Genomic DNA, 26,517 nt, shown 5'->3' with positions numbered 1-26,517 from the left:
GTGTTTGATTTACGTGTCGTCTCTGTTTCCCTTGCTGTTGCGTTTGGCGGATTGCCTGCGTTGGCGCAGGAGGCTCAGGTGGCATTCGGCTCACCAAACGCAGACCCGACCCTGCCGGTCGAGGTGACCTCCGAGACCCTGAACGTCAATCAGGAAGACGGATCGGCCGAGTTTCTGGGCAATGTCATTGTCATTCAGGGCGAGATGCGCCTGACGGCCGAGCGTGTTCTGGTCATCTACAACGAAGAACAATCCGCGATTGAGCGGATGGAAGCGACCGAGAATGTGGTGTTGGTCAGCCCGCCGGACGCGGCCGAGGGCGATTGGGCAGAATACACCATCGACTCGGGCGTGATCGAGATGAAAGGCAATGTTCTGCTGACACAAGGCCCCAGCGTCATCAGCGGTGACGAGATGATCGCCAACCTGAACACGGGTCTGGCCACCATGTCGGGCCGGGTCAAAACAATCCTGCAGCCGAGTGGAAATTGATGAACAGCCCGAAACTGTCCGTTGCCGAGGGCTATTCTGGTCTCAAGATCGAAAAGCTGCGCAAGTCCTACCGTAAGAAGACCGTAATCCGGGACGTGTCCATGACGCTGGGCCGATCCGAGGTCGTGGCCCTGTTGGGCCCGAACGGGTCTGGCAAGACGACAACTTTTTATTCGGTCGCTGGGCTGGTATTCCCTGAAGCCGGCACGGTCACGATTGATGGGCAGAACGTCACCACCCTGCCGATGTATCGCCGAGCGCGGTTGGGGATCGGGTATCTACCGCAGGAAATGTCGATCTTTCGCGGGATGAGCGTCGAAGACAATATCTCGGCCGTGCTGGATATCACCGTCAATCACGCGCATCGCCGCAAGGAACGGCTGGAGGAGTTGCTGTCGGATTTCTCGATCGAACACCTGCGCCGCGCACCCGCTCTGGCGTTGTCTGGGGGCGAACGCCGCCGGGTCGAGATTGCGCGCTGCCTGGCTGCAGATCCGAAGTATTTGCTGCTGGACGAACCTTTTGCCGGGGTTGATCCGATCAGCGTAGGCGATATCCGCCATCTGGTCGCCGACCTGAAGAAACGCGGAATCGGCGTGCTGATCACCGACCATAACGTCCGGGAAACGCTGGAAATCGTCGATCGTGCCTACATCCTGCATGACGGGCAGGTACTGATGTCGGGTACGCCGGACGAAGTTGTCGAGAACGAAAATGTACGCCGCGTGTATCTGGGCGAAAATTTCAGAATTTCATAGGCTTGCGCGAAATTGCGCCGGGTGCATGGCGGAAATCGCGTATATACACACCTGTTTTGATTGACTCTTCCCTCGTCTCTTGCCTCAATTGGGTCATGGCAATTATTCGGTTCCAGACTGGATCTCGATCTCCCTTCACTGAAGGGCCGGGCCAGAGGCAACCGCAGAAACTGCCGATATCCCCCACCCGATAAAAACAAGTTCGTCACATTACGTGACGTCAGAATGGGTGTGAATTGTGAAGGAGATCACATGCGTTACCAAATCAGCGGAAAACAGATCGACATCGGTGCGGCCCTGCAATCCCATGTGCAGACCGAACTGGGCGAGGTTGTGGGCAAATACGCCCAGCGCCCAACCGACGCCAACGTCGTCTTTTCCCGTTCAGCGCATGAATATGTATGCGAAACCACTGTACATTTATCCACTGGCCTGACGGCACAGGCCAAGGCCCACGCAACCGAGATTTATGCGGCGTTTGAGGGCTGCTGCGACAAGATGGAAACCCAACTGCGCCGCTACAAGCGCCGGTTGAAAGATCATCACAAGGACCGGTCCGAGCCGGTTGAACTATTCGGCGCCTCCTCATATATCCTCGCCTCTGACGAATCGGAGACGGCTGCAGAGCCCGAATCGCTTCAGCCTATGATTGTGGCTGAGATGGAGACGCAGATTCCATCGCTCAGCGTAGGTGAGGCCGTCATGCAAATGGAACTTGCCGGTGCGCCGGTGTTGGTGTTCCGTAATGAGAACAAGGACGGGTTGAATGTCGTGTATCGCCGGGACGACGGCAATATCGGCTGGATCGATCCGTAACAGGCAAGGACAACGAGGCACCCCCGGCGTGGCCGGGGGGCGCCATGGAGCATGATCATGGAGCTTTCGAGCATACTGAAGCCCGAAGCAGTACGCGTGTTATCGTCTGCTTCCAGCAAAAAGCGGCTGTTTCAGGAAATCGGCGACGTCGCCGCTGGTACGATGGGGTTGGATTCGCAGGCCATCGTCGAAAACTTGCTGGAACGTGAAAGCCTGGGCCCGACCGGTGTCGGCCACGGGGTCGCGCTGCCGCATGCGCGCCTGTCCGAAATTGAATCGGTTGCAGGGGTCTTTGTGCTGCTGGAGAAGCCCATCGACTTTGGCTCGGTCGATCGGCAGCCGGTGGACCTTGCGTTTTCGCTGTTTGCCCCCGAAGAGGCAGGCGTCGAACATCTCAAGGCGCTTGCGCTGGTGTCGCGCACTCTGCGCGAACCCACGGTCTGCGCCAAGCTGCGGGCCAACCCTGACCCGGTCAAGCTGTACGCCATCCTGACCGAAGCGCAATCGATGCAGGCCGCCTGAAGGCTCAGAGCTGGTCCTGTTTCCGGGCGGCGCCTAGCGGTCTCGCCCCGCACATGCGTAACACCCGGTCTTGTGCTATGTATTCGTTGAAAAACGAACGAACGCATGGGGACAGTTGTGGTCGAACGCCGGGTAAAATTGCGCTATTTCGCCATCGCGTTTGTTCCAATCAGTATTTTCGGGCTTAACGCGCTTATCTCGAATCATCTGATTGCTACGGACCTGAACGTCCCTCCGGAGATCCTGCAAAGCGATCGGCCGTGGCTCGAAGCGGTTGGGCGCTTTCGGTTCCTAGCTGCCACATGGTTTTTCGTTGCGCTTACGGCGTTGCCTGTTGCCCTGCTGGTCCGCAACCTGATGCGACCATTGGCACGCGAAACCCGATTTGCAGCCCTAGCGACGATGATCGCAATTCTGATCTTGGCGCTGACGCCGGTTGTTCAGCAAAACATGACCCCCGACGGGCCGCGTCTGTACCACCGTCTTGGTGCTGCCGTCTTTGAGACTGCCCTTTCGCAAGGAACCCTACCCGGGTGTACCGGGCCGGAGGACCGTTGGCTGTTGGGGCTATGCGGGGATGTGCCTGTTATTTCCCTGTTCAACCGCATTCTGGACATTGTCACTGCCCTTGCCGGGCTCGCCGTGGGCGCGTTGATCGTTGGGATGATCTTGTGTCTGGAATCCCGTGACGGTGATGATTTCGAGGACGCGGCTGCGCAACTGGCCAGAAACTTGCAACAGATGCGACAGCAACTCTATCTGTCCAGCGTCATTCTTACCTTCGGCATGTTCTTTGCTACAAGCTGGATGCACTGGCCGCTGCCTTTGGTCTCGGAATCGGAAAGATCGGCCTACAGCGCAGTTGTTTTGGCCTCGGCACTGTTCACCGGCACCTATTTCAGCTTGTTGCTGCTGAGCTTCTATCTGCCTGTCGCGCTGATCCTTGACGGTCGGGTCAAACGACTTGCAACTTCTGCCGCCCAAAGCACCGGGCCGCAGCAATCGCAGGAAGTCAGCGACTGGCAGGCCTCACATGGGCTGAAAGAAGGGGCAAGCGACTACATTCGCGCCGGCATTGCCTTGACAGCACCGATCCTTGCGGCGTTCACAGGCGGGATATCCCCGATCGCGTTTTAGCCGCCGGTTCCCATTTCCAGGGTCCACCAGATCTTGCCGCCACCTTCCTGATGCCAGGCAAATCCCATCTGGGTCGCCTTGGCGTCCATGATCACGGCACGCGGACCGGGTTCCTGCATCCAGGCGGCAAGCGTCTCGGTTTCAGTCTCATAGGTTTCGGAAATCGCTTCGCCCAGAAACGTTCCAAAATACCCCGCCCGCGCAGCGCGATCGATCGGCGAGGATCCGTCCGAGCCGAAATGCCAGGGCCGGTTCTGCCGGGCCATGTCCTTGGAATGGGTCGCTGCAGCCGCGTTCAGGCTTGAGTTCAGCTGAACAGGTTGTAGCCCCTGTGCCTGACGCAGCGCGTTGACCGAATCCAACATCCGGAATTGCAGTTTCTCGGGGTTGCCGCGGATCTTGTAGACCGACGGCAAGGGCCTGCCATCGGCCCCCAGCGCGGTGGTTCGCGAATCGGTACATGCCGCCAAAGCGGTGAAACAAATCAGTAGAAGAGAAAGAATACGCGTCATGATGGGCCTGAATTTAGTGTCAAACAGGGAAATAGCCTGCCTGAAGCGCCGGGGCAAATGCACAATGGCTTGGGCCTGCATGATTCTGCCGGTTTGATTTGCGACTGAAGCATTCTGGCCATAGAATACGTCAGATTTTCTGCTTTCCTGTACAGAAGGGCCACCATCATGGTCAAAAAGCATATTTTGAAACCCTCGCGCCGTGGATTCATCGCGGGCGCTGCTGCCAGCCTCGCCTCTCCTGCCGTTGCTCAGTACATCCCCGGCGATCCCCTGCGGCCCGCGCCTGAGCCAGAGCCGCAAGTGCGCCGCAACGTCTCGGGGTTCCGTGCGCTGGACTGGCGGCCATATTTTTCCAACACAAATAACGGTGCGATTCTTGTCGATACCGTCTCGCGTGCTCTGCACTATTGGTCGGATGATCAGAGGGTCTATAAACTCTACCCTTCGTCTGTGCCTCTGACCGAGGAATTGACCCGTCGCGGCCGCACCAGCGTCATCCGCAAGGTTGAAGGCCCAAGTTGGTCGCCAACGCCATCAATGAAGAAGCGTAATCCGGAATGGCCAGACTATATTCCGCCGGGACCAGATAACCCATTGGGAACACATGCTTTGTACCTGAGCTGGAAGTACTATCGCATCCACGGCACGCATGACACGCGCAAAATCGGGCGACGTTCGTCGAATGGTTGCATCGGACTGTTCAATGAAGACATTGCTGAGCTGTTCTCAATGGCGAAGGTTGGCACGCAAGTGTTGCTAATTTGACGACATTTTGGCGCGCGAACCCGCTTGTCTGGCAAGTTGCAATTGCAATCCCTGCGTATTGCTGATTAGAAAAAAACACGAGGTAAGTCTTGGATGCGCGTTCCAGATCGTTGGATTCGCGCAAATTCTGGAGGTTAATTATGAAGAAACTCGTTCTCGCTGCTGCACTGACCGCTGCTGCTTCGACCGCATATGCCGGTAACCTGGAAGAGCCGGTTGTTGAAGCACCTGTCGTTGTCGAAGAAACCCAAGGTTCGTCGCAGGGCATCATCCTGCCGCTGATCCTGCTGGTTGTTGTTGCCGCAGCTGTTGCAGCAAGCTAAGTCGACGAGACTCAGTTAACAGAAAAGGCGGTGGAGCTTTCCACCGCCTTTTTTATTGCAGCGGTCAGTCGAGCCAGCCGCGAAGGTTGTCTTCAATCACCTTGCCCAATGCCGCAATATGGGCGTCTTCGCCGTTAAGGCAGGGGATATAGGTAAAGCGCTCGCCCCCGGCCTCTTCAAAGCTTTCCCGGATCTCTTCATTGATCTCTTCCAGCGTCTCAATGCAATCGGCAGAAAATGCCGGGGCGATGACTGCGATATTCTTCTTTCCCTGCCGCGCCAGATCAGCCACGTGATCGACCGTATAGGGCTTCAACCATTCCTCGGGGCCAAAGCGCGACTGGAAGGTCGAAACCAGTTGATCGTCCGACCAACCCAGACGCTCTTTCAGCAGTCTTGAGGTTTTGGCACACTGACAGTGATATGGATCGCCCTGTTGCAGATAACGTTCGGGCATTCCGTGGTACGAGCAGACTAGAATATCCGGCTTGCGCTCCATCGCCGCATAGGCGTGTTCGACTGATCCCGCCAAAGCGTCGATATAGGCGGGTTGGTCGAAATAGGCCGGAACCGTGCGGCTGGCGGGCTGCCATGTCTCTTCCATCAGGGCGCGAAAGAACTGGTCATTTGCGGTGGCGGTCGTGGCGCCTGCGTATTGCGGATACAGCGGGAAGAACAGGATGCGGTCGCAACCCTCGGCCACCATCTGTCGTACTTTGGACTTGGTCGACGGGTTGCCATAGCGCATGCAGAAATCGACCAGTACCTGATCGCCATATCGATCCTGCATCGCTTGTTTCAGTTTGGCGGTCTGATCCTTGGTGATCGTCATCAATGGGCTTTCACCCTTGTCGTGGTTCCAGATCGACCTGTACGCCTCGCCCGAACTGAAGGGGCGTTTGGTCAGGATGATCCCTTGCAGGATCGGCTGCCATTTCCACTTGGGATAGTCGATCACGCGCTGATCCGACAGGAACTCGTTCAGATAGCGCCGCATCGGCCAGTAGCTGTAGTCGTCAGGAGTGCCCAGATTTGCCAGCAGGATGCCAACGCGGCCCATCTTGACCTTGGGGTGATCCGCAGGAGCATGCGAGGGGCGAGTGGCGTCAAACATATGAGGCTTCCTGAATTTGGTGTTCCGGTCTGAGATATAGGGAAATGCCCGGTCGTCAATCACGCAGTTTGCGTTCATCGGTGCGAAGTGCTTCGGCCAGTCGCACCTGCGCCGAACCGGGTCGCAGAGGTTTGGGCTGACTGTCATCCGGTGCCCAACCCGTCAGGCAAATCAACTCGAACGTGGCTTTCAACCGGCCCGAAGAGGTGGTGAAATGCGCGGCATAGATGTCTTGCGCGGTCTCGAACAGCGCGCGGCGCGTCGGGTGTTTCAATCGCGCGGTCAGCGCATTGGTTTCCCCCATCGCGCGCAGATCCTGCATCAGATGGCGCAGATCGCGGTATTCCACCGTCAGCGGAACCGTATCGGCAACCGGCAGCGCCAATCCCGCCCGTTGCAGCAACCCGCCCATGTCGCGCAGTTCCGCCATCGGGATTACGCGCGGGCTGAGGCCTTGGGCGACGGCGACTTCTGCCTGCCCAAGCGCTGCGCGCATTTCTGTCAGCGTCTCGCCGCCCAGACAGACCGCTAACAACAGCCCGTCAGCGCGCAGCGCGCGGCGACACTGGATCAGTTGCCCGACCGGGTCATTGGCCCAATGCAGCGCCATCGCGTGAACCACCAGATCATGCGCACCAGGGGTCAACGACAGAACCTCGTCATCGGCAACGATTTCCGCATTCGGCAGAAGGTCGGACCAGACCTGTGGAAACGGGCTCACAATCGCGGGGGCCGTAAAGGTTCTGTTAACCATGGAGAGGCGATCCTGCACCTCACCCACGGTGGCGTGGTGCAGAAAAAGCGCCTCGGTGCGCGCGCGGGCGCGATGCTGGGCAAGTGCCCGGCGATCGAACAGAGAGGCAGAGTTGGACGCTGGCAGTTTCATAGGTCGCAGGTATCGCATCCGCGAGCGGATTCAAACCGCCGTCAAACTGATTTACCCGCCGCGCTGCATGGGATGTGGCGACTTGACCGATTCGGACTTTGGCCTGTGTGGCACGTGCTGGCGGGACACACCCTTCATTGGCAGGACTGTTTGCGAAAGCTGTGGGGTGCCTCTACCAGGTGCGAGGGACGGTTTTCGCATTGAATGCGACGATTGCCTGAAGTCCCCACGCCCCTGGCAGGACGGGCGCGCGGCGCTGAAGTATGAGGGTATGGCGCGGTCGCTGGTTCTGGCATTGAAACATGGTGACCGGCCTGAACTTTCACGTCCCGCCGCGCGCTGGTTGGCGCAGGTGGGGCGTGAACTGTTTCATCCCGATATGCTGATTGCCCCTGTGCCCTTGCATTGGGCGCGCCTGATAAAGCGGCGGTACAATCAATCGGCGCTGTTGGCGCAGCATCTGGGGCGCGAAACCGGGCTGGAATGCTGCCCCGACCTGCTGCTCAGGACGCGACGCACACCTGTTTTGGATGGAAAAACCGCCGCAGAACGGGACAGAACCCTTGCCGAGGCAATATCCATCAACCCCAAGCGCGCCGGGCGCATGAAGGGCCGCGATGTGCTGCTGGTGGATGACGTGATGACCTCGGGTGCCACTTTGTCGGCGTGCGCCCGGGCCTGCCTTGCATCAGGGGCAAATCATATTTTCGTGTTGGTACTGGCGCGCGTTGCCAAGGATGCCTAATTCGCCCAAGATTGCGCGAAATTCAAAAGGTACGGAATATGAAACCGGTAGAAATCTACACCTCGCCGCTCTGCGGTTTTTGCCATGCAGCCAAGCGCCTGCTGAAGCAGAAAGGCGTCGAGTTCAAAGAGGTCGACGTGCTGATGCACCCCAAACGCAAACCCGAGATGATCCAACGCGCCGGTGGCAAACGCACCGTACCGCAGATCTTCATCGGCACCACGCATGTGGGCGGCTGCGATGACCTGTATGAGCTCGAACGTCAGGGCAAGCTGGACAGCCTTTTGGCGGCCTGATGAAAACCGCGCTGCTGCAAATCACATCGTCGGATGATCCGCGCGAAAACCTGGAGACGGTGCGCGCGATGATGGTTGAGGCCGCCGGGCAGGGCGCTCGGTTCGTCCTGACGCCCGAGGTGACGAATTGTATCTCAACCAGCACCACGCGGCAGCGAGAGGTCTTGCAGCACGAAGAAGATGACATCACCCTGGCTGGTCTGTGCGCGCAGGCCAGCGATTTGGGCGTGTGGCTTCTGATCGGTTCGCTGGCGATCAAAACCCACGATGCGGATGGGCGGTTTGCCAACCGGTCCTTCCTGATTGATCCGCAAGGGCAGATTGTGGCGCGGTATGACAAGATCCACATGTTCGACGTTCAGGTCACCGAGGCCGAGACGTTTCGCGAATCGAAAAACTACCGGCCTGGCGAGAAAGCGGTGATTGCCGAGACCGATTTCGGCACGCTGGGGCTGACCATTTGTTATGACATTCGTTTTCCGCATCTTTATGCCGCGCTGGCGCAGGCGGGTGCGCGCATCCTGACCGTTCCGGCAGCGTTCTCGCCCGTTACCGGGGCAGCGCATTGGCAATCGTTGCTGCGGGCGCGGGCGATCGAAAACGGCTGCTGGGTGCTGGCGCCGGCCCAGACAGGTGAGCATCCGAAAACGCGCGGAAAGACCCGGTATACCTACGGTCACAGCATGGTTGTCGCCCCTTGGGGAGAGGTGCTGATCGACGCAGGCACCGATCCGGGCATTCACATTTTCGATTTGCATGATAGTTCTGTGTCCGAGGCGCGCCGTCGTGTGCCCTCATTGACTCATGTGCGACCCTTCAAAGGTCCCTGATCCAGAACCGGATTTATGACGGACGAAAAAAATGCCCTGGCGGTCACGCTGTTCAGCGAGATCCTGACCGCCGACCAGCTATTGCGCAACCGGCTAAGCCGGGTGCTGCCCAAGGGCATGGAAATCTCGCATTTCTCGGTGCTGAACCATCTGGTTTTTGTCGGGGACGAACGCAGTCCAGCACAACTTGCGAACACCTTCCACGTGACCCGAGGGGCAATGACCAACACTTTGGCCAAGCTGGAATGGGCCGGATACATCCACATCCGCCCCGACTGGGACGACGCCCGCCGCAAGATGGTGGCCATCAGCCCCGCCGGTCGCCGTGCACGCGATCAGGCGATTGCGTCGATCGCCCCGCTGATCAACCGCGTGGTCGGAGAGCTTGGGCTGGAGCGGGTGCGGAGTACGTTGCCCGTGCTGCGGGATTTACGGTTGCAGTTGGAGGGGGAGTAGGTCTTTGAACTTATTTTGTCGGGTCAACGACGGAACTCCAAATCTCTAACGCGTTGTCGTCTTCAACAGTGATCATTCGCTTTGGCAAATCTTGCTGCCAGCTACCCGAAACTGCGTTCACATTTCGTAGTGCGCGTTCAAATGCTATACGTGCCTGATCGTTACGACCCAATTGCGACAAAGCGATGCCGCGTTCGAGGTGCAGCTTTGCGCCCTTGGCCCGTCCCCTTGGTGAAAGACGAGTCCACGAACTGGTAACTATAGCGGCGTTACAAAAGCCTAGCTTAGCATTCCCTTCGAAGCGATTGGATAAACACGTCCAACCAAGAGTTGCGACAAACAACCCAAATAGCCAAACGATAATGAAGGAAAAGGCTAGAATCGAACCAAGACTCTCGCGTGGCTTTGAGGTGTTTTTTGGCGGTTCAAATTTCATCCAAACAACTTTGTAGTGGTTAAGTAGATCAAACGCGCGATGAGTGCTTGCAACTATCTCCGCTTACCAGTTGTCCAATGAACGATAGGTGTAAACGCCCATCCTACCCCGGCTTCACACTCGCCGTCACATAATTCACGCTCAAATCCCGGTCCGAGATCGACCAGCTCCACAGGATCGGGTTGAAGACGAAGCCCTTGCGGTCCACCGGGTCCATTCCGGCCTGACGCAGCAGGTCGAACAGCTCATCCGGCGTGATGAACTTGTTCCACTCATGCGTGCCGCGCGGCAGCCAGCGCATGACGACCTCGGCCCCAAAAATGGCCATCGCATAGGATTTCGGGTTGCGGTTGATGGTCGAGCAGATCAGCAAGCCACCGGGTTTCAGCAAGTGCTGCGACGCGGTCAGAAAGCCCAACGGATCGGCAACGTGTTCGACCACTTCCATGTTCAACACCACGTCGAACTGTTCGCCTGCGGCGGCCATGTCTTCGGCGGTGGTGTGGCGATAGTCGATCTGCAAACCGGATTGTTCGGCATGGATGCGGGCGACGGGCAGGTTTCCTTCGGCGGCGTCGGCGCCCACGACCTCGGCCCCGAGGCGCGCCATCGGCTCGCTCAGCAGCCCGCCGCCGCAGCCGATATCCAGCAAGCGCAGACCCTCGAACGGACGCGCGGCCTTCAGATCGCGGTCAAATTCACCAGCAATCTGCTGTGTGATATAATCCAGACGGCACGGATTCAGCATGTGCAGAGGTTTGAATTTCCCATGCGGGTCCCACCATTCCGCGGCCATCGCCTCGAATTTTGCGATCTCGGACGGGTCAACCGTGTTCGGATGCGCTTGCATTCCTGTCTCCGTGTGCTCTTTTACGCTTAAGGACTATATAGGGCCATAATGGACAAGTACCCGGACCAAAAGCGCGCAGTTCAATATCTGTACCCGCCGATCGATCCTTTCGATCAGCGCATGGTCGATGTGGGCGACGGGCACCGCATATATGTTGAACAATCGGGCAATCCCGACGGTATCCCGGTGGTCGTGCTGCATGGCGGACCGGGCGGCGGATGCAGCCCGGCGATGCGGCGGTATTTCGACCCGGATGCCTATCGGGTGATTCTGTTCGATCAGCGCGGATGCGGGCGGTCGCGGCCCACTGCGTCCGTTCAAGACAACACGACCTGGCATCTGGTGGCGGATATCGAGCGCCTGCGTGAACTGTTCGACATCGACGAATGGATCGCGTTTGGTGGCAGCTGGGGGGCGACGCTGGCGCTGGCCTATGCGCAGACCCATCCCGACCGCGTCAGCCGTCTGGTGCTGCGCGGCGTGTTCCTGATGACCCAGGCCGAGCTGGATTGGTTCTATGGCGGCGGGGCGGGCAAATTCTGGCCCGAGCAATGGGCCAAATTCACCTCGCTGTTATCCGAGGATGAGCAGACGGATGCGATCAAAGCCTACAACAAGCGCCTGTTTTCTGGTGACCGCGCGACCGAGATCCTGTTTGCGCGGGCGTGGTCGCATTGGGAGAACGCACTGGCTTCGATTCATACCAACGGATCGGTGGGCGAAAGCCCCGGCGAATACGCGCGCACCTTTGCGCGGCTCGAGAATCACTATTTCATCAACGGTGGTTTCATGGAGTTTGACGGTCAGATTCTGGCGAACATGGATCGGATCAAGCATATCCCCGGCCATATCGTGCAGGGGCGGTATGACATGATTTGCCCGCCGCAGGCCGCGTGGAACCTGTCGCAACTCTGGCCGAATGCCGAGCTGCGAATGGTGCGCAACGCAGGCCATGCCCTGTCCGAACCGGGCATCAGCGCAGAATTGGTGCGCATCATGGATCGCGTGGCGGAGGGTGTGGCATGACCCGGATCGACCGTCGTGCCCTGTTCGCATCCGGTGCTGCCGCAGCGTTGTTGGCCGCGACCGGTGCTTCGCTGGCGGATACGCCCAAGAAGGGCGGTACGCTACGGCTGGCTGTTCCGCGCGACGACAGTCTGGAACAGGTTGCGCGCGGGGCCGTGTTCGATACGCTGACCGAGATCGCACCGGATGGAACCTTGCGTGGCGAATTGGCAAGCGGTTGGCAGACGGATGCCGAAGCGCGCGTCTGGTCTTTTGATTTGCGCGATGGAGTTATGTTTCACGACACGGCGCCATTGGAGGCCTGGGACGTTGTAGCGACGCTTGATGCACTTGGACGGGCCGAGGCACTGGCCCCAAACCGGATAAGGCTGGAATTGGCAGAGGCCAATCCGGGTTTGCCGTTTCTGCTGGCGGACAGCCGGTTTGTTGTGACCCGCAGCGGGCAGGTGGTGACTCCGCTGCACGCGGCCAACGGAACCGGGTGCTACCGGGTTGAACGGGCCGAGGATGGGCGGCATTTTCTGGGCCGCCGCGTCACGGGCCATTACAAGGATGGTCTGGCAGGCTGGGCCGACGCGATCGAGATCATCGTGATCCCGGATGCACATGTGCGCGCCGAAGCGTTGCGCGACGGGTATGTCGATGTAGCGGCCTTGCCGGAGCGGAACGCGCTGAAGGATGTGCGCGGCCTGAGATTCCACCCCAGCCAAGCGGATATGGCACTGGCCGTCGCGGCTCAGGTTGGCGTTCCGCGCCAGATCGGGCAGGACCGCGCCCTGGACGATGGCCGCATCGCAGAACGGTGGTGGCTGGCGTAAATCCGATCACGAAACCTGCCGGGGGTTGCAGACTCGGAAACTCCTGCGTATATGCATCTGCAACAGCGGCGCGTTGGACTTCTGGTTCAAGGCTCCACCGGAAAATTCGACGGGCCGCGCGCCCGTTTTTTTGTGCCCGACTGACAGGGTAGAGAACCTGATGACAAACGACCTGATAGCCAAAGCTGCCATCGACCGGCGACTGGCCGAGATCATCACCCCCGTGATCGAGGATCTGGGGTATGAGCTTGTTCGTATCCGCCTGATGAGCGGCAAGACCACCACGATGCAGATCATGGCGGACAAGCCCGATGGTGGCATCGAAGTGGACGATTGCGCCGAAATTTCCAACGCGGTCAGTGCCACATTGGATGTCGAGGACCCGATCCTCGACGCCTATACGCTTGAGGTGTCCAGCCCCGGTATTGACCGCCCTCTGACCCGTCTCAAGGATTTTGAGACGTTCGAGGGGTATGAGGCGAAGATCGAAACCGCCGAACTGATCGACGGTCGCCGCCGGTTTAAGGGTGAGTTGGCTGGGATCGAAGGGGATGAGGTTCTGATCAATATCCCCGAGGGGGATGAGACCATTACCATCGGCCTGCAATTCGACTGGCTGAGCGACGCCAAGCTGGTCCTGACCGATGACCTGATCAAGGAAATGCTGCGCCAGCGCAAAGACGCCGGTGCCCTGAACGAAAACGCTTTCGACGAGATTGAGACCGAAGGGTCCGAAGAGGAGACGAACTGATGGCAATCACCTCAGCCAACCAGCTGGAGCTGCTGCAGACCGCCGAGGCCGTGGCCCGCGAAAAGATGATCGACCCCGGTCTGGTTGTCGAAGCGATGGAGGAATCGCTCGCCCGCGCCGCCAAAAGCCGCTACGGCGCAGAAATGGACATTCGCGTGTCCATCGACCGCAAGACCGGCAAAGCGACCTTTACCCGCGTCCGCACCGTGGTCGAGGATGAAGAGCTTGAGAACTATCAGGCCGAGATGACAGTCGAGCAGGCCAAGCAATACATGGAAGCGCCCGAGGTTGGTGACGTCTTCGTCGAAGAAGTTCCACCGGTTGAAATGGGTCGGATTGCGGCTCAGTCCGCGAAACAGGTGATCCTGCAGAAGGTGCGCGAAGCCGAGCGTGACCGTCAATACGAAGAGTTCAAGGATCGCGCAGGCACAATCATCAACGGTGCAGTCAAGCGCGAGGAATTCGGCAACGTCATCGTCGATCTGGGTGGTGCCGAGGCCGTTCTGCGCCGCAACGACAAGATTGGTCGCGAAAGCTATCGTCCGAATGACCGTGTGCGCGCCTATATCAAGGAAGTCCGCCGCGAAGTGCGTGGCCACCAGATCTTCCTGTCGCGCACCGCGCCGGAATTCATGGCCGAGCTGTTCAAGATGGAAGTGCCGGAAATCTATGACGGCATCATCGAGGTCAAGGCAGTGGCCCGTGACCCCGGCTCGCGCGCCAAGATTGCCGTGATTTCCTATGATGGTTCGATCGATCCGGTTGGTGCCTGCGTCGGTATGCGCGGCAGCCGTGTGCAGGCCGTTGTGAACGAGCTGCAGGGTGAAAAGATCGACATCATCCCGTGGAACGAAGATCAACCGACTTTCCTGGTGAACGCGCTGCAACCTGCCGAGGTGTCCAAAGTGGTTCTGGACGAAGAAGCGGGCAAGATCGAAGTTGTTGTTCCCGAGGAGCAACTGTCCCTCGCCATCGGTCGCCGTGGTCAGAACGTGCGTCTGGCCAGCCAGCTGACCAATCTGGACATCGACATCATGACCGAGGCCGAAGAATCGGCCCGCCGTCAGAAAGAATTCGAAGCGCGCACCCAGTTATTCATGGAAACGCTGGATCTGGACGAATTTTTCGCGCAATTGCTGGTCTCGGAAGGCTTCACCAACCTTGAAGAGGTCGCTTACGTCGAAATCGAAGAGCTGCTGGTCATCGACGGTGTCGACGAAGGCACTGCGCAGGAACTGCAGACGCGCGCGCGCGAATTCCTGGAAGCACAGGCCAAGGCCGCTCTGGACGCTGCCCGTGCCTTGGGTGCCGAGGAAAGCCTCATTGAATTTGAGGGTCTGACACCCCAGATGGTTGAGGCGCTGGCCAATGACGACGTGAAAACGCTCGAAGACTTTGCGACCTGTGCCGACTGGGAACTGGCCGGTGGCTGGACCACGGTCGATGGCGAGCGCATCAAGGATGACGGCGTTCTCGAGCCTTTCGGCGTCACGCTGGAAGAAGCGCAGGATCTGGTCATGACCGCCCGCATCATGCTGGGCTGGGTCGATCCGGCCGAGCTGGAGCAGGCCGAAGAAGACGGCGAAGCGACCGACGAGGAGGTCGAGGCCTGATTTCAGGCCTCGGGTGGCGCACATGGGTCGCGGTGGCGTCCATAAGGATCGGTCGGAAGGCCCCGAGCGCAAGTGCATCGCCACGGGCGAGGTTCAGCCTAAATATGGGTTGATCCGCTTTGTGACGGGGCCGGACGGTCAGGTCTTTCCCGATGTCGCGGCAAAACTGCCGGGGCGCGGGGTCTATGTGTCGGCGGATCGTGCCGCGCTGGACAAGGCGATTGGCAAGAAGCTGTTCGCGCGTGGGTTCAAGGCGCAGGTGAGCGCGCCGCAGGACCTGACCGACGAGGTCGAGCGACAGGTTGCACGCCGGGTGATCGAGCTGCTGAGTTTAGCCCGAAAGTCAGGCGATGCGGTCGCAGGATACGAAAAGGTCAAGACGTGGCTGGACCGTGAAGAGGCCCAGGTACTGATTCAGGCCACCGACGGATCGGGGCGCGGCAAGTCGAAACTGAGCACGCCGCACTTCGGAAAATACATCGGCTGGCTGACGGCGGACGAGTTGGGACAGGCATTTGGGCGCCAAACCGTGATTCATGCGGCGCTGGCCTCTGGCGGACTCGCCAAACGTGTTGTAGAGGAAGCGCAGCGCCTGCGTGGCTTGCGCGAAACGGATGACGGCGGCAGGGGCCGCGCGGAAGGGTAAAAAGCTTTATGAGCGAGAATGACGGCAAAAAGACATTGGGTCTTCGTGGCGGGGCACGCCCCGGAAATGTGAAACAGAGTTTCAGCCACGGACGCACCAAGAATGTCGTGGTGGAAACCAAGCGCAAACGCGTGGTGGTCCCCAAGCCGGGCGCGACCAAGCCTGGTGGCGGAGCCACGCCCTCGGGTGATCCGTCGCGTCGTCCTGCGGGAATTTCCGACGCGGAAATGGCGCGCCGGATGAAGGCATTGCAGGCCGCCAAAGCACGCGAGGCCGAAGAGGCCGCAGCGCGCGAGGCCGCCGAAAAGGCGCGTGAAGAAGAACGCGCCCGCCGCCGCGCCGAGCAGGAAGCCAAGGAACGCGAACAGCGTGAGGCCGAAGAGCGCGCGCGCCAGAAGGCCGAGGACGAAGAGCGCAAGCGCAAAGAGGCAGAAGAAGCCGCTAAACGCGCTGCTGCCGCCCCGGCACCTGAAGAACCCAAAGCTGCCCGCAGCCCGGCCAGCAAACCGGCCCCAGCTGCAACGCCTCGCAAGCAGGATCGCGAGCGTGAACAGCGCGGACGTGGCAAGGGCCGCGACGACAACCGTCGCTCGGGCAAGCTGACACTGGGTCAGGCGACCGGCGGCGAAGGCAACCGTCAACGCTCGATGGCGTCGATGAAGCGCAAGCAGGAGCGTGCGCGTCAGAAAGCCATGGGTGGCCCTGTCGAGCGTGAAAAGGTGATCCGCGACGTTCAGCTGCCCGAGGCGATCATGGTCTCGGAACTGGCCAACCGTATGGCCGAGCGTGTGGCTGACGTTGTCAAATCGCTGATGCAGATGGGCATGATGGTCACGCAGAACCAGACCATCGACGCCGACACCGCTGAACTGATCATCGAAGAGTTTGGCCACAAGGTCACGCGTGTATCCGATTCGGATGTCGAAGACGTCATCAAAGAGGTCGAAGATACCGAAGACGATCTGCAACCGCGTCCGCCGGTCATCACCATCATGGGCCACGTCGACCACGGCAAGACCTCGTTGCTGGATGCAATCCGCGATGCGCGCGTTGTGGCAGGCGAGGCCGGTGGGATTACTCAGCATATCGGCGCCTATCAGGTGAAAACCGATGGCGGCACCACGCTGACCTTCCTGGATACACCGGGTCACGCGGCCTTTACGTCGATGCGCTCGCGCGGGGCTCAGGTCACGGATATCGTGGTTTTGGTTGTCGCTGCAGATGACGCGGTGATGCCGCAGACGATCGAGGCGATCAACCACGCCAAAGCGGCCGAAGTGCCGATGATCGTGGCGATCAACAAGATCGACAAGCCCGAGGCGAACCCCGACAAAGTCCGAACCGATCTGCTTCAGCATGAAGTCATCGTCGAAAAGATGTCCGGCGAAGTTCAGGACGTCGAAGTTTCGGCCGTCACCGGTCAGGGCCTTGATGAACTGCTGGAAGCCATCGCGCTGCAGGCCGAGATTCTGGAACTGAAAGCCAACCCCGACCGCGCCGCCCAAGGTGCCGTGATCGAGGCGCAGCTGGATGTAGGTCGCGGTCCCGTGGCCACCGTTCTGGTTCAGAACGGCACGCTGCGTCAGGGTGATATCTTTGTTGTGGGTGAGCAATACGGTAAGGTCCGCGCGCTGATCAACGACAAGGGCGACCGCGTTAAGGAGGCCGGGCCTTCCGTTCCGGTTGAGGTTCTGGGTCTCAACGGCACGCCCGAAGCGGGCGACGTTCTGAACGTGACCGAGACCGAAGCGCAGGCCCGCGAAATCGCGGCCTATCGCGAACAAGCCGCCAAGGACAAACGCGCCGCCGCCGGTGCCGCGACCACCCTTGAGCAGCTGATGCAGAAGGCCAAGGAAGACGAGAACGTGGCCGAGCTGCCCATCCTCGTCAAAGCCGACGTGCAGGGCTCTGCCGAAGCCATCGTTCAGGCGATGGAAAAGATCGGAAACGACGAAGTGCGCGTGCGCGTTCTGCACTCGGGCGTTGGTGCGATCACCGAGACGGATGTCGGCCTTGCCGAAGCCTCCGGCGCGCCGGTCATGGGCTTCAACGTTCGTGCCAACGCATCGGCCCGGAACACCGCGAACCAGAAAGGTGTCGAGATTCGCTATTACTCGGTGATCTATGACCTCGTGGACGACGTGAAAGCCGCCGCATCCGGCCTGCTGAGCGCCGAGATCCGCGAGAAGTTCATCGGTTACGCCGAGATTCGCGAAGTCTTCAAGGTCACCGGTGTCGGCAAGGTTGCTGGCTGTCTGGTCACCGAAGGCGTGGCGCGTCGTTCCGCAGGCGTCCGTCTGCTGCGCGACAACGTGGTGATCCACGAAGGTACGCTGAAGACGCTGAAACGCTTCAAGGACGAAGTGGCCGAGGTTCAGTCGGGACAGGAATGCGGTATGGCGTTCGAAAACTACGACGATATCCGCGCCGGCGACGTGATCGAAATCTTCGAGCGCGAAGAGGTCACCCGAACGCTGGATTGATCCGGTATTGTTTTTGAAACAAGAAGCAGCGGCTCGTTTGGGCCGCTGTTTTTTTGGAAGACGCGAAGCTTTGATCGTTTGCCCGAGACTTTCTGAAACCAGTCGGTACAAGCGCGCCCAAAAATCCGTTCCTATCGACCATGTAGGTCTTAGCTAACATCAGCGGTGTGGACTCACCGGTCGATCGTTTTGTCGCTCACGCTTTTGAGAACGCGTTGATAGAACGCGCCTTGTGCGTCCTCGCTAGTAGGTCTTGCGATCCACTCCCGATCCAAGTTCAGCGCACCTGCAGGCACGATTTGTCGCGCGATCTCGGGCGGTGTGGTTTCGTCTGACGTTCCATTCTTCCAGTCGTGAAAGGCTGATGAGTATCGAACGACCGCTCCGCTTGTCCGTAATTCCAGCGACCCGCCTTCGGCAAAGAACGTCAACCCATCGCCCATTTCTTCGCCGATGAGTTTGAGCCTATTTCCCAACCGATGTTTAAGGATGGCTACGAACACGATCGCTGCGGAAAACGTGAATTTATCGACAAGCACAACAACCTGCTGACTTTCACATTCCGCGATCGCATCAATCAGGGGCATCGTTAACAGAAAATCGCCACCAGTGTTTCCGCGGACATCAACTAATAATGTTTTGCTCGAGCAGGCGCGCACGCGTCCCACTACGGCTGAGATGGATTTGGGCAGCGCACTTCCGCTCGGATCAAAGAAGCTGGGTAGCGTTATCGACAGCCCAAGCTCTTGCCAGTCCTGTATTGCCACAAAGGTCTCGGGTTCCCAGGCTGGATCCGCTTTGCCGTGCTCATTTCTCGGGTAGAGTGTTGATGCAGGAACAGTATTTTCATTTACCACTTTCAGATTGGTCGGCTGCCCATTTTTGCGCTGCACACGATACTCGGTCGTGCCGTCGTTTGAAGAAAAACCCAGACGAGACAAAGCGTAAGGCCAGGCCAGAAGAATCGGTCCGATGACCCGTTTCCTTTGGCATGTTCCCGCCAGAAATTCCTCTGCTGCGGCTTCGATTTGGCTCAGATCTGTGCCATTGATTGCTATCAGCTCTCCTTGTGGTGCGGTTATCCCTGGTGCCGTACCAATGACTTGCACTGAGCGCCCCACGCTCACGAATCTCAGCGGTAGCACCGAGATCGCATCATTCGGAATCAGCCGTGTGTGCCCATTGTCGGGCAGCGCCAATAGGCGCATTGCGGACAACAGAAAGGCTTCGATTGAGCCCTCTGATGCGTATTGTCGGCAGTCATGAATGCAATTGTCTATCACGGCCCTTTCGATCCGCCGAAAGCTGGGATCGGTTGGCAGGGCAACTTCTAGAATTTGCTGCAAGTCTTCCGTGAGCGACATGGTTCACAATGCGCGTAGCAGCTCATCAATGTCCAGATTGGGTACAGAGAGGTCATTCAAGGCTCGGTCGTTAGATGCGGTTTGCTTAGGTTTTTTGTGATGCAAAGTTCAAACCTGCTTCCGCCAAATACGCTTGATCAGCGCAAAGCGGGCAGAAATGTACTTGGATGCATGATGATGTCGAAATGGTGCATTCCCATTTTCAGATCGAAACTGACCGCGTGTCCGCCCTTGCGTAATAGCTCGGCATATTCCTGGCTTTGACGAATGAACTCTGCCGTGTCCCGTTCCGCCACCGTCACTTGGTAGCGCGGGCCGGGTGCGGGTAGGTGCAGGATCGGGGACAGGTCGTGTACTTCGACTGGTGTCAGTTGCAGCGGATCGTTCACCGTTGTCTGGTTGATTGGCTCCAGGTCGTAAACGCCGCTGATCAGGATCACATCGCGGATACGCAGCCCGGCGCGGGCCAGTGCGTCGGCCGAGGTTGCCATGACCATCGCCACCAGATGCGCCCCGGCGCTGTGGCCAGACAGAGTGATCCGCGCGGGATCGAAGCCCAGATTGGATGCGTTCGCGGCTAGCCACAACAAAGCGTTGCGGCATTCGCCGACCATATCGCCAATGCGCGCGCCGGGTGCGAGCGTGTAGTTCAGCGTGGCAAAAGACTGCTCGGCGTCAATCAGCGCGGGTGCCATCATGGCCGATTCACGCTGGCTGAGGGCTTGCCAATAGCCGCCATGGATAAACACATGCAGCGGGGCGCCGCGTCCTTTCGCCGGATAGAAATCCAGCACCTGCGATGGGTTATCGCCATAGGCGAGGTTCTGGCGCACCTCCAGATCGGCCCGCGCCTGCGCGCTGAGCGCTGCGTAGCTGGCCACATAAGGTGACAGGTCACCCCCAATCATCGAACTGGGGGAATATTCCTGCTCAAGCTCTGACTGAGAAAACCCGCGATAAAGCATGAATTGCGCCTGCTCCTGTCCCTGCCGCCCATGATACGGGCCAAATTTCCCTAGGTTTAGGGACTAATACAGCGCTGTTCCAGTGCTTTAGGTCCAATCCAATACAACCTTGCCCGATTGCCCGGATTTCATCGCGGCAAAACCTTGGGCAAAGTCATCGACGCCAAATCTGTGCGTGATCACGCGGCTGACATCCAGACCGTTCTGCAACATGGCGATCATCTTGTACCAGGTCTCAAACATCTCGCGCCCGTAGACGCCCTTGATGGTGATTGCCTTGAACACGATACGCGACCAGTCGACCGGGGATTTTCCGGGTGGGATGCCAAGCAGGGCGATCTTGCCGCCCATCACCAGTGCCTCGACCATCTGGTCCAGCGCGATTTGCGAGCCTGACATTTCCAGCCCGACGTCGAAACCCTCTTTCATGCCAAGTTCCGCGATGACGTCCTGCAGCTCTTCCCTGGACACGTCGACGGTACGCACTGTCGGCACCACATGTTCAGCCAGTCTCAGGCGGTCCGGGTTGATATCGGTGATTACAACATGTCGCGCCCCGGCGTGGCGGGCCACGGCTGCAGCCATTATGCCAATTGGGCCCGCGCCGGTGATCAGAACATCCTCGCCCAGCAGATCAAAGCTGAGCGCGGTATGAACCGCGTTTCCAAGCGGATCGAGGATGGCGCCGATCTCATCGGGAACGTCATCGGGCAGGGGCACCACGTTGAAGGCGGGCAGTTTCAAGTATTGGGCAAATGCCCCTTGCTCGTTCACTCCGATCCCACGGGTGCCGGGATCGAGATGAAACTTGCCCGCGCGGCTTTGGCGGCTGTCAGTGGTGATCAGGTGTCCTTCGCCGGAACAGCGCTGGCCGATCTCGAGCCCGGTCACGTTGCGGCCGATCTCGACGATCTCGCCGGCAAATTCATGCCCGGTGATCATCGGGACCGGCACCGTGGCAGCGGCCCAGTCATCCCAGTTCCAGATATGGATATCGGTGCCGCAGATGCCGGTTTTGTTGACGCGGATAAGCACCTCTTCCGCACTGATTTCGGGCACCGGTGCCTGTACCATCCACAGGCCTTCTTCGGGCTTGGATTTCTCAAGTGCCTTCATGGTGTTTGGTCGCATCAGATCACCCCCAGTTCTGTGCCAACTTTGCCGAATGCCGACAGCGCGCGGTCCAGTTCGTCCCGTGTTAGAGCCGCATTCATCTGTGTTCTGATACGCGCCTGACCACGCGGAACGACCGGAAAGAAGAAGCCAGAGACATAGACGCCCTCATCAAACAGGCGGCTGGCCATCTCTTGCGCCAATGTCGCCTCGCCCAGCATCACGGGAATGATGGGGTGTTCCCCGGGTAACAGGTCAAAGCCCAGCTTTTCGAGCCCCGCGCGCCAGTATTTGGCGTTACCAAACAGCTGCGCGCGCAGCATGTCGCCATCTTCGACCAGACGGATCGCCTCAAGCCCAGCGGCGACGATGGAGGGTGGCAGCGAATTCGAGAACAGATAGGGCCGCGCCCGCTGCCGTAGCAGGTCGATCACTGGCTGCGGCCCGGCGATGTAACCGCCGATAGCCCCCCCAAGTGCCTTGCCCAAGGTTCCCGTCAGAATGTCGACATCGATGCCGAAATGATCGGGCGTTCCCGCCCCGTTTGGCCCCATGAAGCCCGTGGCGTGGCAGTCATCGACCATGACGATGGCGTCGTATTTGTCCGCCAGCTCCCGGATTTTCGGCAGGTTCGCCAGATAGCCATCCATCGAGAACACGCCGTCAGTCGCGATCATGATGTGCCGCGCCCCGTCCTCGCGCGCCTGTTTCAGCCAGGCTTCGAGGTCGTTCATGTCGTTGTTCAGATAGCGATAGCGTTTCGCCTTGCACAACCGCACCCCGTCGATGATCGAAGCGTGGTTCAGACTGTCCGAGATGATGGCGTCTTCAGGCCCTAACAAAGGCTCAAACAGCCCTCCGTTGGCATCGAAACAGGCGGCGAAGAGGATCGCGTCGTCCTTGTTCAGAAACTTTGCCAGACGCTGTTCAAGCTCGCGGTGGATATCTTGCGTGCCGCAGATGAACCGGACCGAGGCCATGCCGAACCCTTTGGGTTCCATCGCAGCTTTGGCGGCCTCGATCAGCGCCGGATGGTCTGCCAGACCCAGGTAGTTGTTGGCGCACAGGTTGATGACCTGTTTGCCAGCTACCGTAATCTCACCGCCCTGAGGCGAGGTGATCATTCGTTCACGCTTGTACAGACCCTCGGATTCGATCTGCGCGAGGGTGTCCGTGATGTGGGACAGGAATGCATCAGCCATGGCGGTCTCCGTTTGTCTGAGTCGCATATCTAACATAACGGACATAATTCCCAAATGAGGGAATGGCAATATACGAGAAAAAAATCCGTAAAGGCGGATTCTTGCCGGTGTCAGGCGTTTTTGACGATCAGGAAGACGCGCGCATGCCCATCGGCGACGATCGAATGCGCGACATCCGCTGCATAGCGGGCGGTGTCGCCCTGTCCGAGATCGCTGGAGGCCGTGCCAGAGGTCACGCAAACGGCTCCTTCCAGCACGGTCAGCTGTTCCCGTGCGCCCCGCGCATGAGGCTGGCTGTTCAAGGCACCACCTTTATCGAACTGGATATCATAAACTTCGTGGCCGCCGGCCTCTTCAGGTGGCGAGAGGATGCGAATACGGCAATTCTGGCCCATATTGTCGATGCTGGGCACTTCGGAATTGCGCAAAACCTCGATCTGGCTCGTCGCGTCGGTGTCCTCCAACAGACCGGCAAAATCCACCTGCAACGCGCGGGTCAGATTCCACAGGGTCGAGATCGTCGGGCTGCTTTCGCCTCGCTCAATCTGGCTGACCATCGATCGCGAAACGCCGCTGAGATTCGCCACGGCTTCAAGCGACAGTCCCTTGGCACGGCGCGCTTCTTTCAGGCGAGCGGGCAGGCGTATCAGAATATCGTCAGTTTTTTCCGTCATGGCGGAATTTCATGCGCGTTGCACAGGCGGTTGTCAATTCCGGGCGTGACGGGACGTCTCATGGGACAGGTCGATGCCGCAGGTGCATACTTGCGCCGAATCCCCGAGGAGGCTGACATGACCGATATCGTATTGCTGGACGGTGCCCGCACCGCAATTGGAACCTTTGGCGGGGCGCTGGCCTCGACCGCGCCCATCGATCTTGCGACCGTTGCGACCGAGGCCGCGCTCGAACGGTCGGGTGTGGAAGGCGCACAGATCGGGCATGTGGTCTTCGGTCACGTGATCAACACCGAGCCACGCGACATGTATCTGTCCCGTGTGGCAGCGATGCAGGCGGGCATTCCGAACGGCACGCCGGCGATGAACGTAAACCGCCTGTGCGGGTCGGGTGCGCAGGCGATCGTTTCCGCAGTTCAGTCTCTGATGCTGGGGGATGCGGAATTTGCTGTCGCGGGCGGCGCCGAGAGCATGTCGCGCAGCCCCTATATCGTACCGCAGGCACGCTGGGGCGCGAAGATGGGGGACGTTTCGTCGTTGGACATGATGCTGGGGGCGCTGAATTGCCCGTTTGGTACGGGGCATATGGGCGTCACCGCCGAGAATGTCGCCGATGAACACCAGATCAGCCGCGAACAGATGGATGCCTTTGCCATGACCAGCCAGACCCGCGCGGCGGCGGCTGTCGAAGCGGGGTATTTCGAAAGCCAGATCACTCCGGTTCAGGTTAAGATCAAGCGCGACATGGTCGATTTCAAAGTCGATGAGCATCCCAAGGGGACCACTGCCGAGGCTCTGGCCGGGCTGCGGCCTGTGTTCAAGAAAGACGGGCGCGTGACCGCGGGCAATGCTTCGGGCATCAATGATGGCGCGGCGGCCATGGTGCTTGCGACGGCGGATGCTGCCGAGAAAGCCGGGTTGAAACCCAAGGCACGCGTGCTGGGGTATGCCCATGCGGGTGTGCGCCCTGAAGTGATGGGGATAGGTCCGGTTCCGGCGGTTCAGAACCTTCTGAAAAAGACCGGCCTGTCAGCCGATGATTTTGATGTGATCGAAAGCAACGAGGCGTTTGCCGCACAGGCGCTGGCGGTCAATCAGGAGCTTGGATTGGACGCGGCAAAGGTCAATCCGAACGGTGGTGCAATTGCGCTGGGTCACCCTGTGGGTGCGACCGGTGCAATCATCACTCTGAAAGCAGTGTACGAACTGGAACGTGTCGGTGGGTCCAAAGGTCTGATCACCATGTGCATCGGTGGTGGTCAGGGAATCGCGATCGCTATCGAGCGGCTTTGACTTGAAGCCGGGTTGGGGGGCTGTCTGCCCCCCATCGCGTCAAGGCGCGTTTCCCCCCGGGGATATTTTGAGCCAGATGAGCCAGGCGGGTCGGTACTAGCCGATTGCGTTGATCAGCAAGACCAGCGCCGCACCGGCGGTTGCGCCAACCAAGGCGGGGAGGACAACCGACCAGAGCGACGATTTCGGAGGATCTTCCTTGTGCGTCTGGGCGATCAGGGCGTTTTCGACCAGCCCGGGCAGGCGAGGGCCAAAGCGGGCCAGGACCAAAGCAGTTTTTCCCAGATCGCGCAGGGCCGCGCGCGGGCCGATGGATTGCTTGATGTAATCTTCGACAACCGGGCGGGCGACCTCCCAGATATTCATATGAGGATCAAGCGAGCGGGCGACGCCTTCGACGACAACCATGGTGCGTTGCAGCAGGATCAACTCGGTCCGGGTTTCCATGCCAAAGCGTTCGGTGACTTCAAATAGGTAACTCAGCAGCCGACCCATCGAAATGTGCGTCGCGTCCATGCCAAAGATCGGTTCGCCGACTGCGCGCAGGGCGCGGGCGAATTCATCGACATCCTGGTTGGCGGGGACATAACCGGCCTCGAAATGCACTTCGGCCACGCGCTTGTAGTCGCGGCGGATGAAGCCGAAGAGGATCTCGGCATAGACCCGGCGCGTGTATTCGTCGATATGGCCCATGATGCCATAGTCATAGGCGATGATGTCTCCATTCGCGGCGACCTTGAGGTTGCCCTGATGCATGTCGGCGTGGAAATAGCCATCGCGCAAGGCGTGCAGCAGAAACATACGCAACACGCGTTCTGCCAGATCGCTCCGATTGTGACCGGCCGCGTCCAGCGCGTCATTGTCGCCAAGCGGAATGCCATCTGCCCAGCTGAGCGTCATCACCCGGCGCGCGGACAGAGACCAGACCACGGGCGGCAGCCAGAACCCGGCATCGTCCTTGGTGTTGGCCGCGTATTCCGAGGCGGCGGCGCTTTCCAGACGCAGGTCCAGCTCACCACGTACGACCCCATCGAAATGTTCAATCACCTCCATCGGGCGCAGGCGGCGCGCACCGGGGGCAAACAGGTCGACGATGCGAGCAGCAAAATAAAACGCGTCTACATCCTTGCGGAAGGCGCGCTCGATATTCGGGCGCAGGACTTTTACGGCCACGTCTTCGCCAGTGCTGGTGAGCTTGGCCTTGTGAACCTGCGCGATCGAGGCAGCAGCGATGGGCTCGCTGAAGTCACTGAAGATCTCGCTGGTCGGTTGGCCGAGCTCTTTCTCGACTTCTGCCATGGCCTCTGCCTTGGAAAAGGGCGGAAGCTTGTCTTGTAAGACGCGCAACTGAGCGGCCAACTCGTTGCCCACCACATCCGGGCGGGTCGAAAGGACCTGTCCAAACTTGATATAGGCCGGGCCCAGGGCGGTCAGCGCGCGGGTGGCGGGCGGCATATCAGGATCGCCTTTGTAACCCAGCCATTGGAACGGTTTTCCCAGCGTGTGGGCAAGAATGCGGATCGCGCGCGGAGCTTCGAACGCGTCGAGCACTACGTTCATCGCACCCGTGCGCTCTAACGTGGCGCCTGTTCGGATCAGGCGGATGATGTTGTGAGGGCCTCGCATAC

General features: G+C 59.4%; 29 protein-coding genes. 18 read left to right on the top strand and 11 right to left on the bottom strand.

What is annotated here, in order from left to right:
* From ACR0LX_RS07490 to ACR0LX_RS07470, 5 genes are all read left to right on the top strand, one after another.
* Entirely contained in the window at nt 1–492 is a 492-nt protein-coding gene (locus tag ACR0LX_RS07490) for an LptA/OstA family protein (RefSeq protein WP_480579321.1), read from the top strand.
* Nucleotides 492–1,250, top strand: a complete 759-nt coding sequence (gene lptB / locus ACR0LX_RS07485; protein WP_480783165.1) for an LPS export ABC transporter ATP-binding protein — start codon at nt 492–494, stop codon at nt 1,248–1,250. The genes ACR0LX_RS07490 and lptB overlap by 1 nt, the downstream gene beginning before the upstream one ends.
* Nucleotides 1,251–1,502: 252 nt before the next feature.
* Nucleotides 1,503–2,066: a ribosome hibernation-promoting factor, HPF/YfiA family gene (gene hpf, locus ACR0LX_RS07480; RefSeq protein ID WP_480579325.1), complete on the top strand. Its 564-nt coding sequence runs from the start codon at nt 1,503–1,505 to the stop codon at nt 2,064–2,066.
* Between the two features lie 57 nt (nt 2,067–2,123).
* Nucleotides 2,124–2,588: a PTS sugar transporter subunit IIA gene (locus ACR0LX_RS07475; protein WP_480579327.1), complete on the top strand. Its 465-nt coding sequence runs from the start codon at nt 2,124–2,126 to the stop codon at nt 2,586–2,588.
* A 105-nt stretch (nt 2,589–2,693) separates the two neighbouring features.
* Nucleotides 2,694–3,725: a hypothetical protein gene (locus ACR0LX_RS07470; protein ID WP_480783164.1), complete on the top strand. Its 1,032-nt coding sequence runs from the start codon at nt 2,694–2,696 to the stop codon at nt 3,723–3,725.
* Here the strand turns inward: ACR0LX_RS07470 and dalA are convergent.
* Nucleotides 3,722–4,237 carry a divisome-associated lipoprotein DalA gene (gene dalA / locus ACR0LX_RS07465; RefSeq protein WP_480579331.1) on the bottom strand — a complete coding sequence of 172 codons (516 nt, stop codon included), beginning with the start codon at nt 4,235–4,237 and terminating at the stop codon, nt 3,722–3,724. The genes ACR0LX_RS07470 and dalA overlap by 4 nt on opposite strands.
* Nucleotides 4,238–4,405: 168 nt before the next feature.
* On the opposite strand from dalA, the gene ACR0LX_RS07460 reads away from it, so the two are divergent.
* Nucleotides 4,406–5,005 (top strand): L,D-transpeptidase, encoded by a 600-nt coding sequence (locus tag ACR0LX_RS07460; protein ID WP_480579333.1) that lies wholly within the window; start codon nt 4,406–4,408, stop codon nt 5,003–5,005.
* Between the two features lie 140 nt (nt 5,006–5,145).
* Nucleotides 5,146–5,328, top strand: a complete 183-nt coding sequence (locus ACR0LX_RS07455) for a hypothetical protein (protein WP_010442520.1) — start codon at nt 5,146–5,148, stop codon at nt 5,326–5,328.
* A gap of 64 nt (nt 5,329–5,392) precedes the next feature.
* On the opposite strand, the gene hemH is transcribed toward ACR0LX_RS07455, so the two are convergent.
* Entirely contained in the window at nt 5,393–6,442 is a 1,050-nt protein-coding gene (gene hemH / locus ACR0LX_RS07450) for a ferrochelatase (protein ID WP_480783163.1), read from the bottom strand.
* Between the two features lie 55 nt (nt 6,443–6,497).
* Entirely contained in the window at nt 6,498–7,328 is an 831-nt protein-coding gene (locus tag ACR0LX_RS07445) for a class I SAM-dependent methyltransferase (RefSeq protein WP_480783162.1), read from the bottom strand.
* Between ACR0LX_RS07445 and ACR0LX_RS07440 the strand changes: the two genes are divergently transcribed.
* The 4 genes from ACR0LX_RS07440 to ACR0LX_RS07425 are packed head-to-tail and all read left to right on the top strand — an operon-like array spanning nt 7,309 to nt 9,655.
* Nucleotides 7,309–8,073 (top strand): double zinc ribbon domain-containing protein, encoded by a 765-nt coding sequence (locus tag ACR0LX_RS07440; protein WP_480783161.1) that lies wholly within the window; start codon nt 7,309–7,311, stop codon nt 8,071–8,073. The genes ACR0LX_RS07445 and ACR0LX_RS07440 overlap by 20 nt on opposite strands.
* 38 nt (nt 8,074–8,111) lie before the next feature.
* On the top strand, nt 8,112–8,369 hold the full coding sequence (grxC, locus tag ACR0LX_RS07435) for a glutaredoxin 3 (RefSeq protein WP_480579341.1): 258 nt from the start codon (nt 8,112–8,114) through the stop codon (nt 8,367–8,369).
* On the top strand, nt 8,369–9,199 hold the full coding sequence (locus ACR0LX_RS07430) for a carbon-nitrogen hydrolase family protein (RefSeq protein ID WP_480783160.1): 831 nt from the start codon (nt 8,369–8,371) through the stop codon (nt 9,197–9,199). Before grxC ends, ACR0LX_RS07430 begins: the two co-directional genes overlap by 1 nt.
* 15 nt (nt 9,200–9,214) lie before the next feature.
* Nucleotides 9,215–9,655, top strand: a complete 441-nt coding sequence (locus ACR0LX_RS07425; RefSeq protein ID WP_480783159.1) for a MarR family winged helix-turn-helix transcriptional regulator — start codon at nt 9,215–9,217, stop codon at nt 9,653–9,655.
* A gap of 10 nt (nt 9,656–9,665) precedes the next feature.
* Here the strand turns inward: ACR0LX_RS07425 and ACR0LX_RS07420 are convergent, their stop codons facing one another.
* Together ACR0LX_RS07420 and ubiG are read right to left on the bottom strand one after the other, a co-directional pair.
* Nucleotides 9,666–10,091 carry a hypothetical protein gene (locus ACR0LX_RS07420; protein WP_480783158.1) on the bottom strand — a complete coding sequence of 142 codons (426 nt, stop codon included), beginning with the start codon at nt 10,089–10,091 and terminating at the stop codon, nt 9,666–9,668.
* 103 nt (nt 10,092–10,194) lie between these two features.
* Nucleotides 10,195–10,941, bottom strand: coding sequence for a bifunctional 2-polyprenyl-6-hydroxyphenol methylase/3-demethylubiquinol 3-O-methyltransferase UbiG (gene ubiG / locus ACR0LX_RS07415; RefSeq protein WP_480783157.1), 747 nt, complete (start codon nt 10,939–10,941; stop codon nt 10,195–10,197).
* A gap of 48 nt (nt 10,942–10,989) precedes the next feature.
* On the opposite strand from ubiG, the gene pip reads away from it, so the two are divergent.
* The 6 genes from pip to infB all read left to right on the top strand — a co-directional run bounded on the left by pip (nt 10,990) and on the right by infB (nt 18,278).
* The gene (gene pip / locus ACR0LX_RS07410) at nt 10,990–11,967 is read left to right on the top strand and encodes a prolyl aminopeptidase (RefSeq protein ID WP_480783156.1); all 978 of its coding nucleotides are present in this window, start codon (nt 10,990–10,992) and stop codon (nt 11,965–11,967) included.
* The gene (locus ACR0LX_RS07405; RefSeq protein WP_480783155.1) at nt 11,964–12,785 is read left to right on the top strand and encodes an ABC transporter substrate-binding protein; all 822 of its coding nucleotides are present in this window, start codon (nt 11,964–11,966) and stop codon (nt 12,783–12,785) included. The genes pip and ACR0LX_RS07405 overlap by 4 nt, the downstream gene beginning before the upstream one ends.
* Before the next feature lie 160 nt (nt 12,786–12,945).
* The gene (rimP, locus tag ACR0LX_RS07400; RefSeq protein ID WP_010442531.1) at nt 12,946–13,536 is read left to right on the top strand and encodes a ribosome maturation factor RimP; all 591 of its coding nucleotides are present in this window, start codon (nt 12,946–12,948) and stop codon (nt 13,534–13,536) included.
* Complete coding sequence (gene nusA, locus ACR0LX_RS07395) at nt 13,536–15,149, top strand: transcription termination factor NusA (RefSeq protein ID WP_480783154.1); 1,614 nt, start codon at nt 13,536–13,538, stop codon at nt 15,147–15,149. Before rimP ends, nusA begins: the two co-directional genes overlap by 1 nt.
* Before the next feature lie 22 nt (nt 15,150–15,171).
* Nucleotides 15,172–15,795, top strand: coding sequence for an RNA-binding protein (locus ACR0LX_RS07390; protein WP_480579355.1), 624 nt, complete (start codon nt 15,172–15,174; stop codon nt 15,793–15,795).
* Between the two features lie 8 nt (nt 15,796–15,803).
* Nucleotides 15,804–18,278, top strand: coding sequence for a translation initiation factor IF-2 (infB, locus tag ACR0LX_RS07385; protein ID WP_480579357.1), 2,475 nt, complete (start codon nt 15,804–15,806; stop codon nt 18,276–18,278).
* Between the two features lie 173 nt (nt 18,279–18,451).
* Here infB and ACR0LX_RS07380 read toward each other — a convergent pair whose 3' ends face one another.
* The 5 genes from ACR0LX_RS07380 to ACR0LX_RS07360 form a co-directional block, all read right to left on the bottom strand.
* Nucleotides 18,452–19,642 (bottom strand): S41 family peptidase, encoded by a 1,191-nt coding sequence (locus tag ACR0LX_RS07380; protein ID WP_480783153.1) that lies wholly within the window; start codon nt 19,640–19,642, stop codon nt 18,452–18,454.
* Nucleotides 19,643–19,779: 137 nt separating this feature from the next.
* Nucleotides 19,780–20,607: an alpha/beta hydrolase gene (locus ACR0LX_RS07375; protein WP_480783152.1), complete on the bottom strand. Its 828-nt coding sequence runs from the start codon at nt 20,605–20,607 to the stop codon at nt 19,780–19,782.
* Nucleotides 20,608–20,694: 87 nt separating this feature from the next.
* Nucleotides 20,695–21,723, bottom strand: coding sequence for an L-threonine 3-dehydrogenase (gene tdh, locus ACR0LX_RS07370; protein WP_480783217.1), 1,029 nt, complete (start codon nt 21,721–21,723; stop codon nt 20,695–20,697).
* A 14-nt stretch (nt 21,724–21,737) separates the two neighbouring features.
* Nucleotides 21,738–22,922, bottom strand: a complete 1,185-nt coding sequence (locus ACR0LX_RS07365) for a glycine C-acetyltransferase (protein ID WP_480783151.1) — start codon at nt 22,920–22,922, stop codon at nt 21,738–21,740.
* Nucleotides 22,923–23,032: 110 nt separating this feature from the next.
* Entirely contained in the window at nt 23,033–23,596 is a 564-nt protein-coding gene (locus tag ACR0LX_RS07360) for a helix-turn-helix domain-containing protein (RefSeq protein ID WP_480783150.1), read from the bottom strand.
* A gap of 117 nt (nt 23,597–23,713) precedes the next feature.
* Here ACR0LX_RS07360 and ACR0LX_RS07355 point away from each other — a divergent pair, with 117 nt between their 5' ends.
* Nucleotides 23,714–24,889: an acetyl-CoA C-acyltransferase family protein gene (locus ACR0LX_RS07355; protein ID WP_480783149.1), complete on the top strand. Its 1,176-nt coding sequence runs from the start codon at nt 23,714–23,716 to the stop codon at nt 24,887–24,889.
* Between the two features lie 96 nt (nt 24,890–24,985).
* On the opposite strand, the gene ubiB is transcribed toward ACR0LX_RS07355, so the two are convergent.
* Entirely contained in the window at nt 24,986–26,515 is a 1,530-nt protein-coding gene (gene ubiB / locus ACR0LX_RS07350; RefSeq protein ID WP_480783148.1) for a 2-polyprenylphenol 6-hydroxylase, read from the bottom strand.
* Nucleotides 26,516–26,517 lie beyond the last annotated feature (2 nt).

The sequence above is a fragment of the Ruegeria sp. CH11 genome, assembly GCF_056537105.1.
This window is presented reverse-complemented; position numbering and strand designations above follow the sequence as displayed.

Bases quoted from the DNA above. Each gene is read 5' to 3' on its own strand.
- lptB (WP_480783165.1), top strand. From the start codon at position 492: ATGAACAGCCCGAAACTGTCCGTTGCCGAGGGCTATTCTGGTCTCAAG.
- hpf (WP_480579325.1), top strand. From the start codon at position 1,503: ATGCGTTACCAAATCAGCGGAAAACAGATCGACATCGGTGCGGCCCTG.
- ACR0LX_RS07475 (WP_480579327.1), top strand. From the start codon at position 2,124: ATGGAGCTTTCGAGCATACTGAAGCCCGAAGCAGTACGCGTGTTATCG.
- ACR0LX_RS07470 (WP_480783164.1), top strand. From the start codon at position 2,694: ATGGGGACAGTTGTGGTCGAACGCCGGGTAAAATTGCGCTATTTCGCC.
- dalA (WP_480579331.1), bottom strand. From the start codon at position 4,237: ATGACGCGTATTCTTTCTCTTCTACTGATTTGTTTCACCGCTTTGGCG.
- ACR0LX_RS07460 (WP_480579333.1), top strand. From the start codon at position 4,406: ATGGTCAAAAAGCATATTTTGAAACCCTCGCGCCGTGGATTCATCGCG.
- ACR0LX_RS07455 (WP_010442520.1), top strand. From the start codon at position 5,146: ATGAAGAAACTCGTTCTCGCTGCTGCACTGACCGCTGCTGCTTCGACC.
- hemH (WP_480783163.1), bottom strand. From the start codon at position 6,442: ATGTTTGACGCCACTCGCCCCTCGCATGCTCCTGCGGATCACCCCAAG.
- ACR0LX_RS07445 (WP_480783162.1), bottom strand. From the start codon at position 7,328: ATGAAACTGCCAGCGTCCAACTCTGCCTCTCTGTTCGATCGCCGGGCA.
- grxC (WP_480579341.1), top strand. From the start codon at position 8,112: ATGAAACCGGTAGAAATCTACACCTCGCCGCTCTGCGGTTTTTGCCAT.
- ACR0LX_RS07430 (WP_480783160.1), top strand. From the start codon at position 8,369: ATGAAAACCGCGCTGCTGCAAATCACATCGTCGGATGATCCGCGCGAA.
- ACR0LX_RS07425 (WP_480783159.1), top strand. From the start codon at position 9,215: ATGACGGACGAAAAAAATGCCCTGGCGGTCACGCTGTTCAGCGAGATC.
- ACR0LX_RS07420 (WP_480783158.1), bottom strand. From the start codon at position 10,091: ATGAAATTTGAACCGCCAAAAAACACCTCAAAGCCACGCGAGAGTCTT.
- ubiG (WP_480783157.1), bottom strand. From the start codon at position 10,941: ATGCAAGCGCATCCGAACACGGTTGACCCGTCCGAGATCGCAAAATTC.
- pip (WP_480783156.1), top strand. From the start codon at position 10,990: ATGGACAAGTACCCGGACCAAAAGCGCGCAGTTCAATATCTGTACCCG.
- ACR0LX_RS07405 (WP_480783155.1), top strand. From the start codon at position 11,964: ATGACCCGGATCGACCGTCGTGCCCTGTTCGCATCCGGTGCTGCCGCA.
- rimP (WP_010442531.1), top strand. From the start codon at position 12,946: ATGACAAACGACCTGATAGCCAAAGCTGCCATCGACCGGCGACTGGCC.
- nusA (WP_480783154.1), top strand. From the start codon at position 13,536: ATGGCAATCACCTCAGCCAACCAGCTGGAGCTGCTGCAGACCGCCGAG.
- ACR0LX_RS07390 (WP_480579355.1), top strand. From the start codon at position 15,172: ATGGGTCGCGGTGGCGTCCATAAGGATCGGTCGGAAGGCCCCGAGCGC.
- infB (WP_480579357.1), top strand. From the start codon at position 15,804: ATGAGCGAGAATGACGGCAAAAAGACATTGGGTCTTCGTGGCGGGGCA.
- ACR0LX_RS07380 (WP_480783153.1), bottom strand. From the start codon at position 19,642: ATGTCGCTCACGGAAGACTTGCAGCAAATTCTAGAAGTTGCCCTGCCA.
- ACR0LX_RS07375 (WP_480783152.1), bottom strand. From the start codon at position 20,607: ATGCTTTATCGCGGGTTTTCTCAGTCAGAGCTTGAGCAGGAATATTCC.
- tdh (WP_480783217.1), bottom strand. From the start codon at position 21,723: ATGAAGGCACTTGAGAAATCCAAGCCCGAAGAAGGCCTGTGGATGGTA.
- ACR0LX_RS07365 (WP_480783151.1), bottom strand. From the start codon at position 22,922: ATGGCTGATGCATTCCTGTCCCACATCACGGACACCCTCGCGCAGATC.
- ACR0LX_RS07360 (WP_480783150.1), bottom strand. From the start codon at position 23,596: ATGACGGAAAAAACTGACGATATTCTGATACGCCTGCCCGCTCGCCTG.
- ACR0LX_RS07355 (WP_480783149.1), top strand. From the start codon at position 23,714: ATGACCGATATCGTATTGCTGGACGGTGCCCGCACCGCAATTGGAACC.
- ubiB (WP_480783148.1), bottom strand. From the start codon at position 26,515: ATGCGAGGCCCTCACAACATCATCCGCCTGATCCGAACAGGCGCCACG.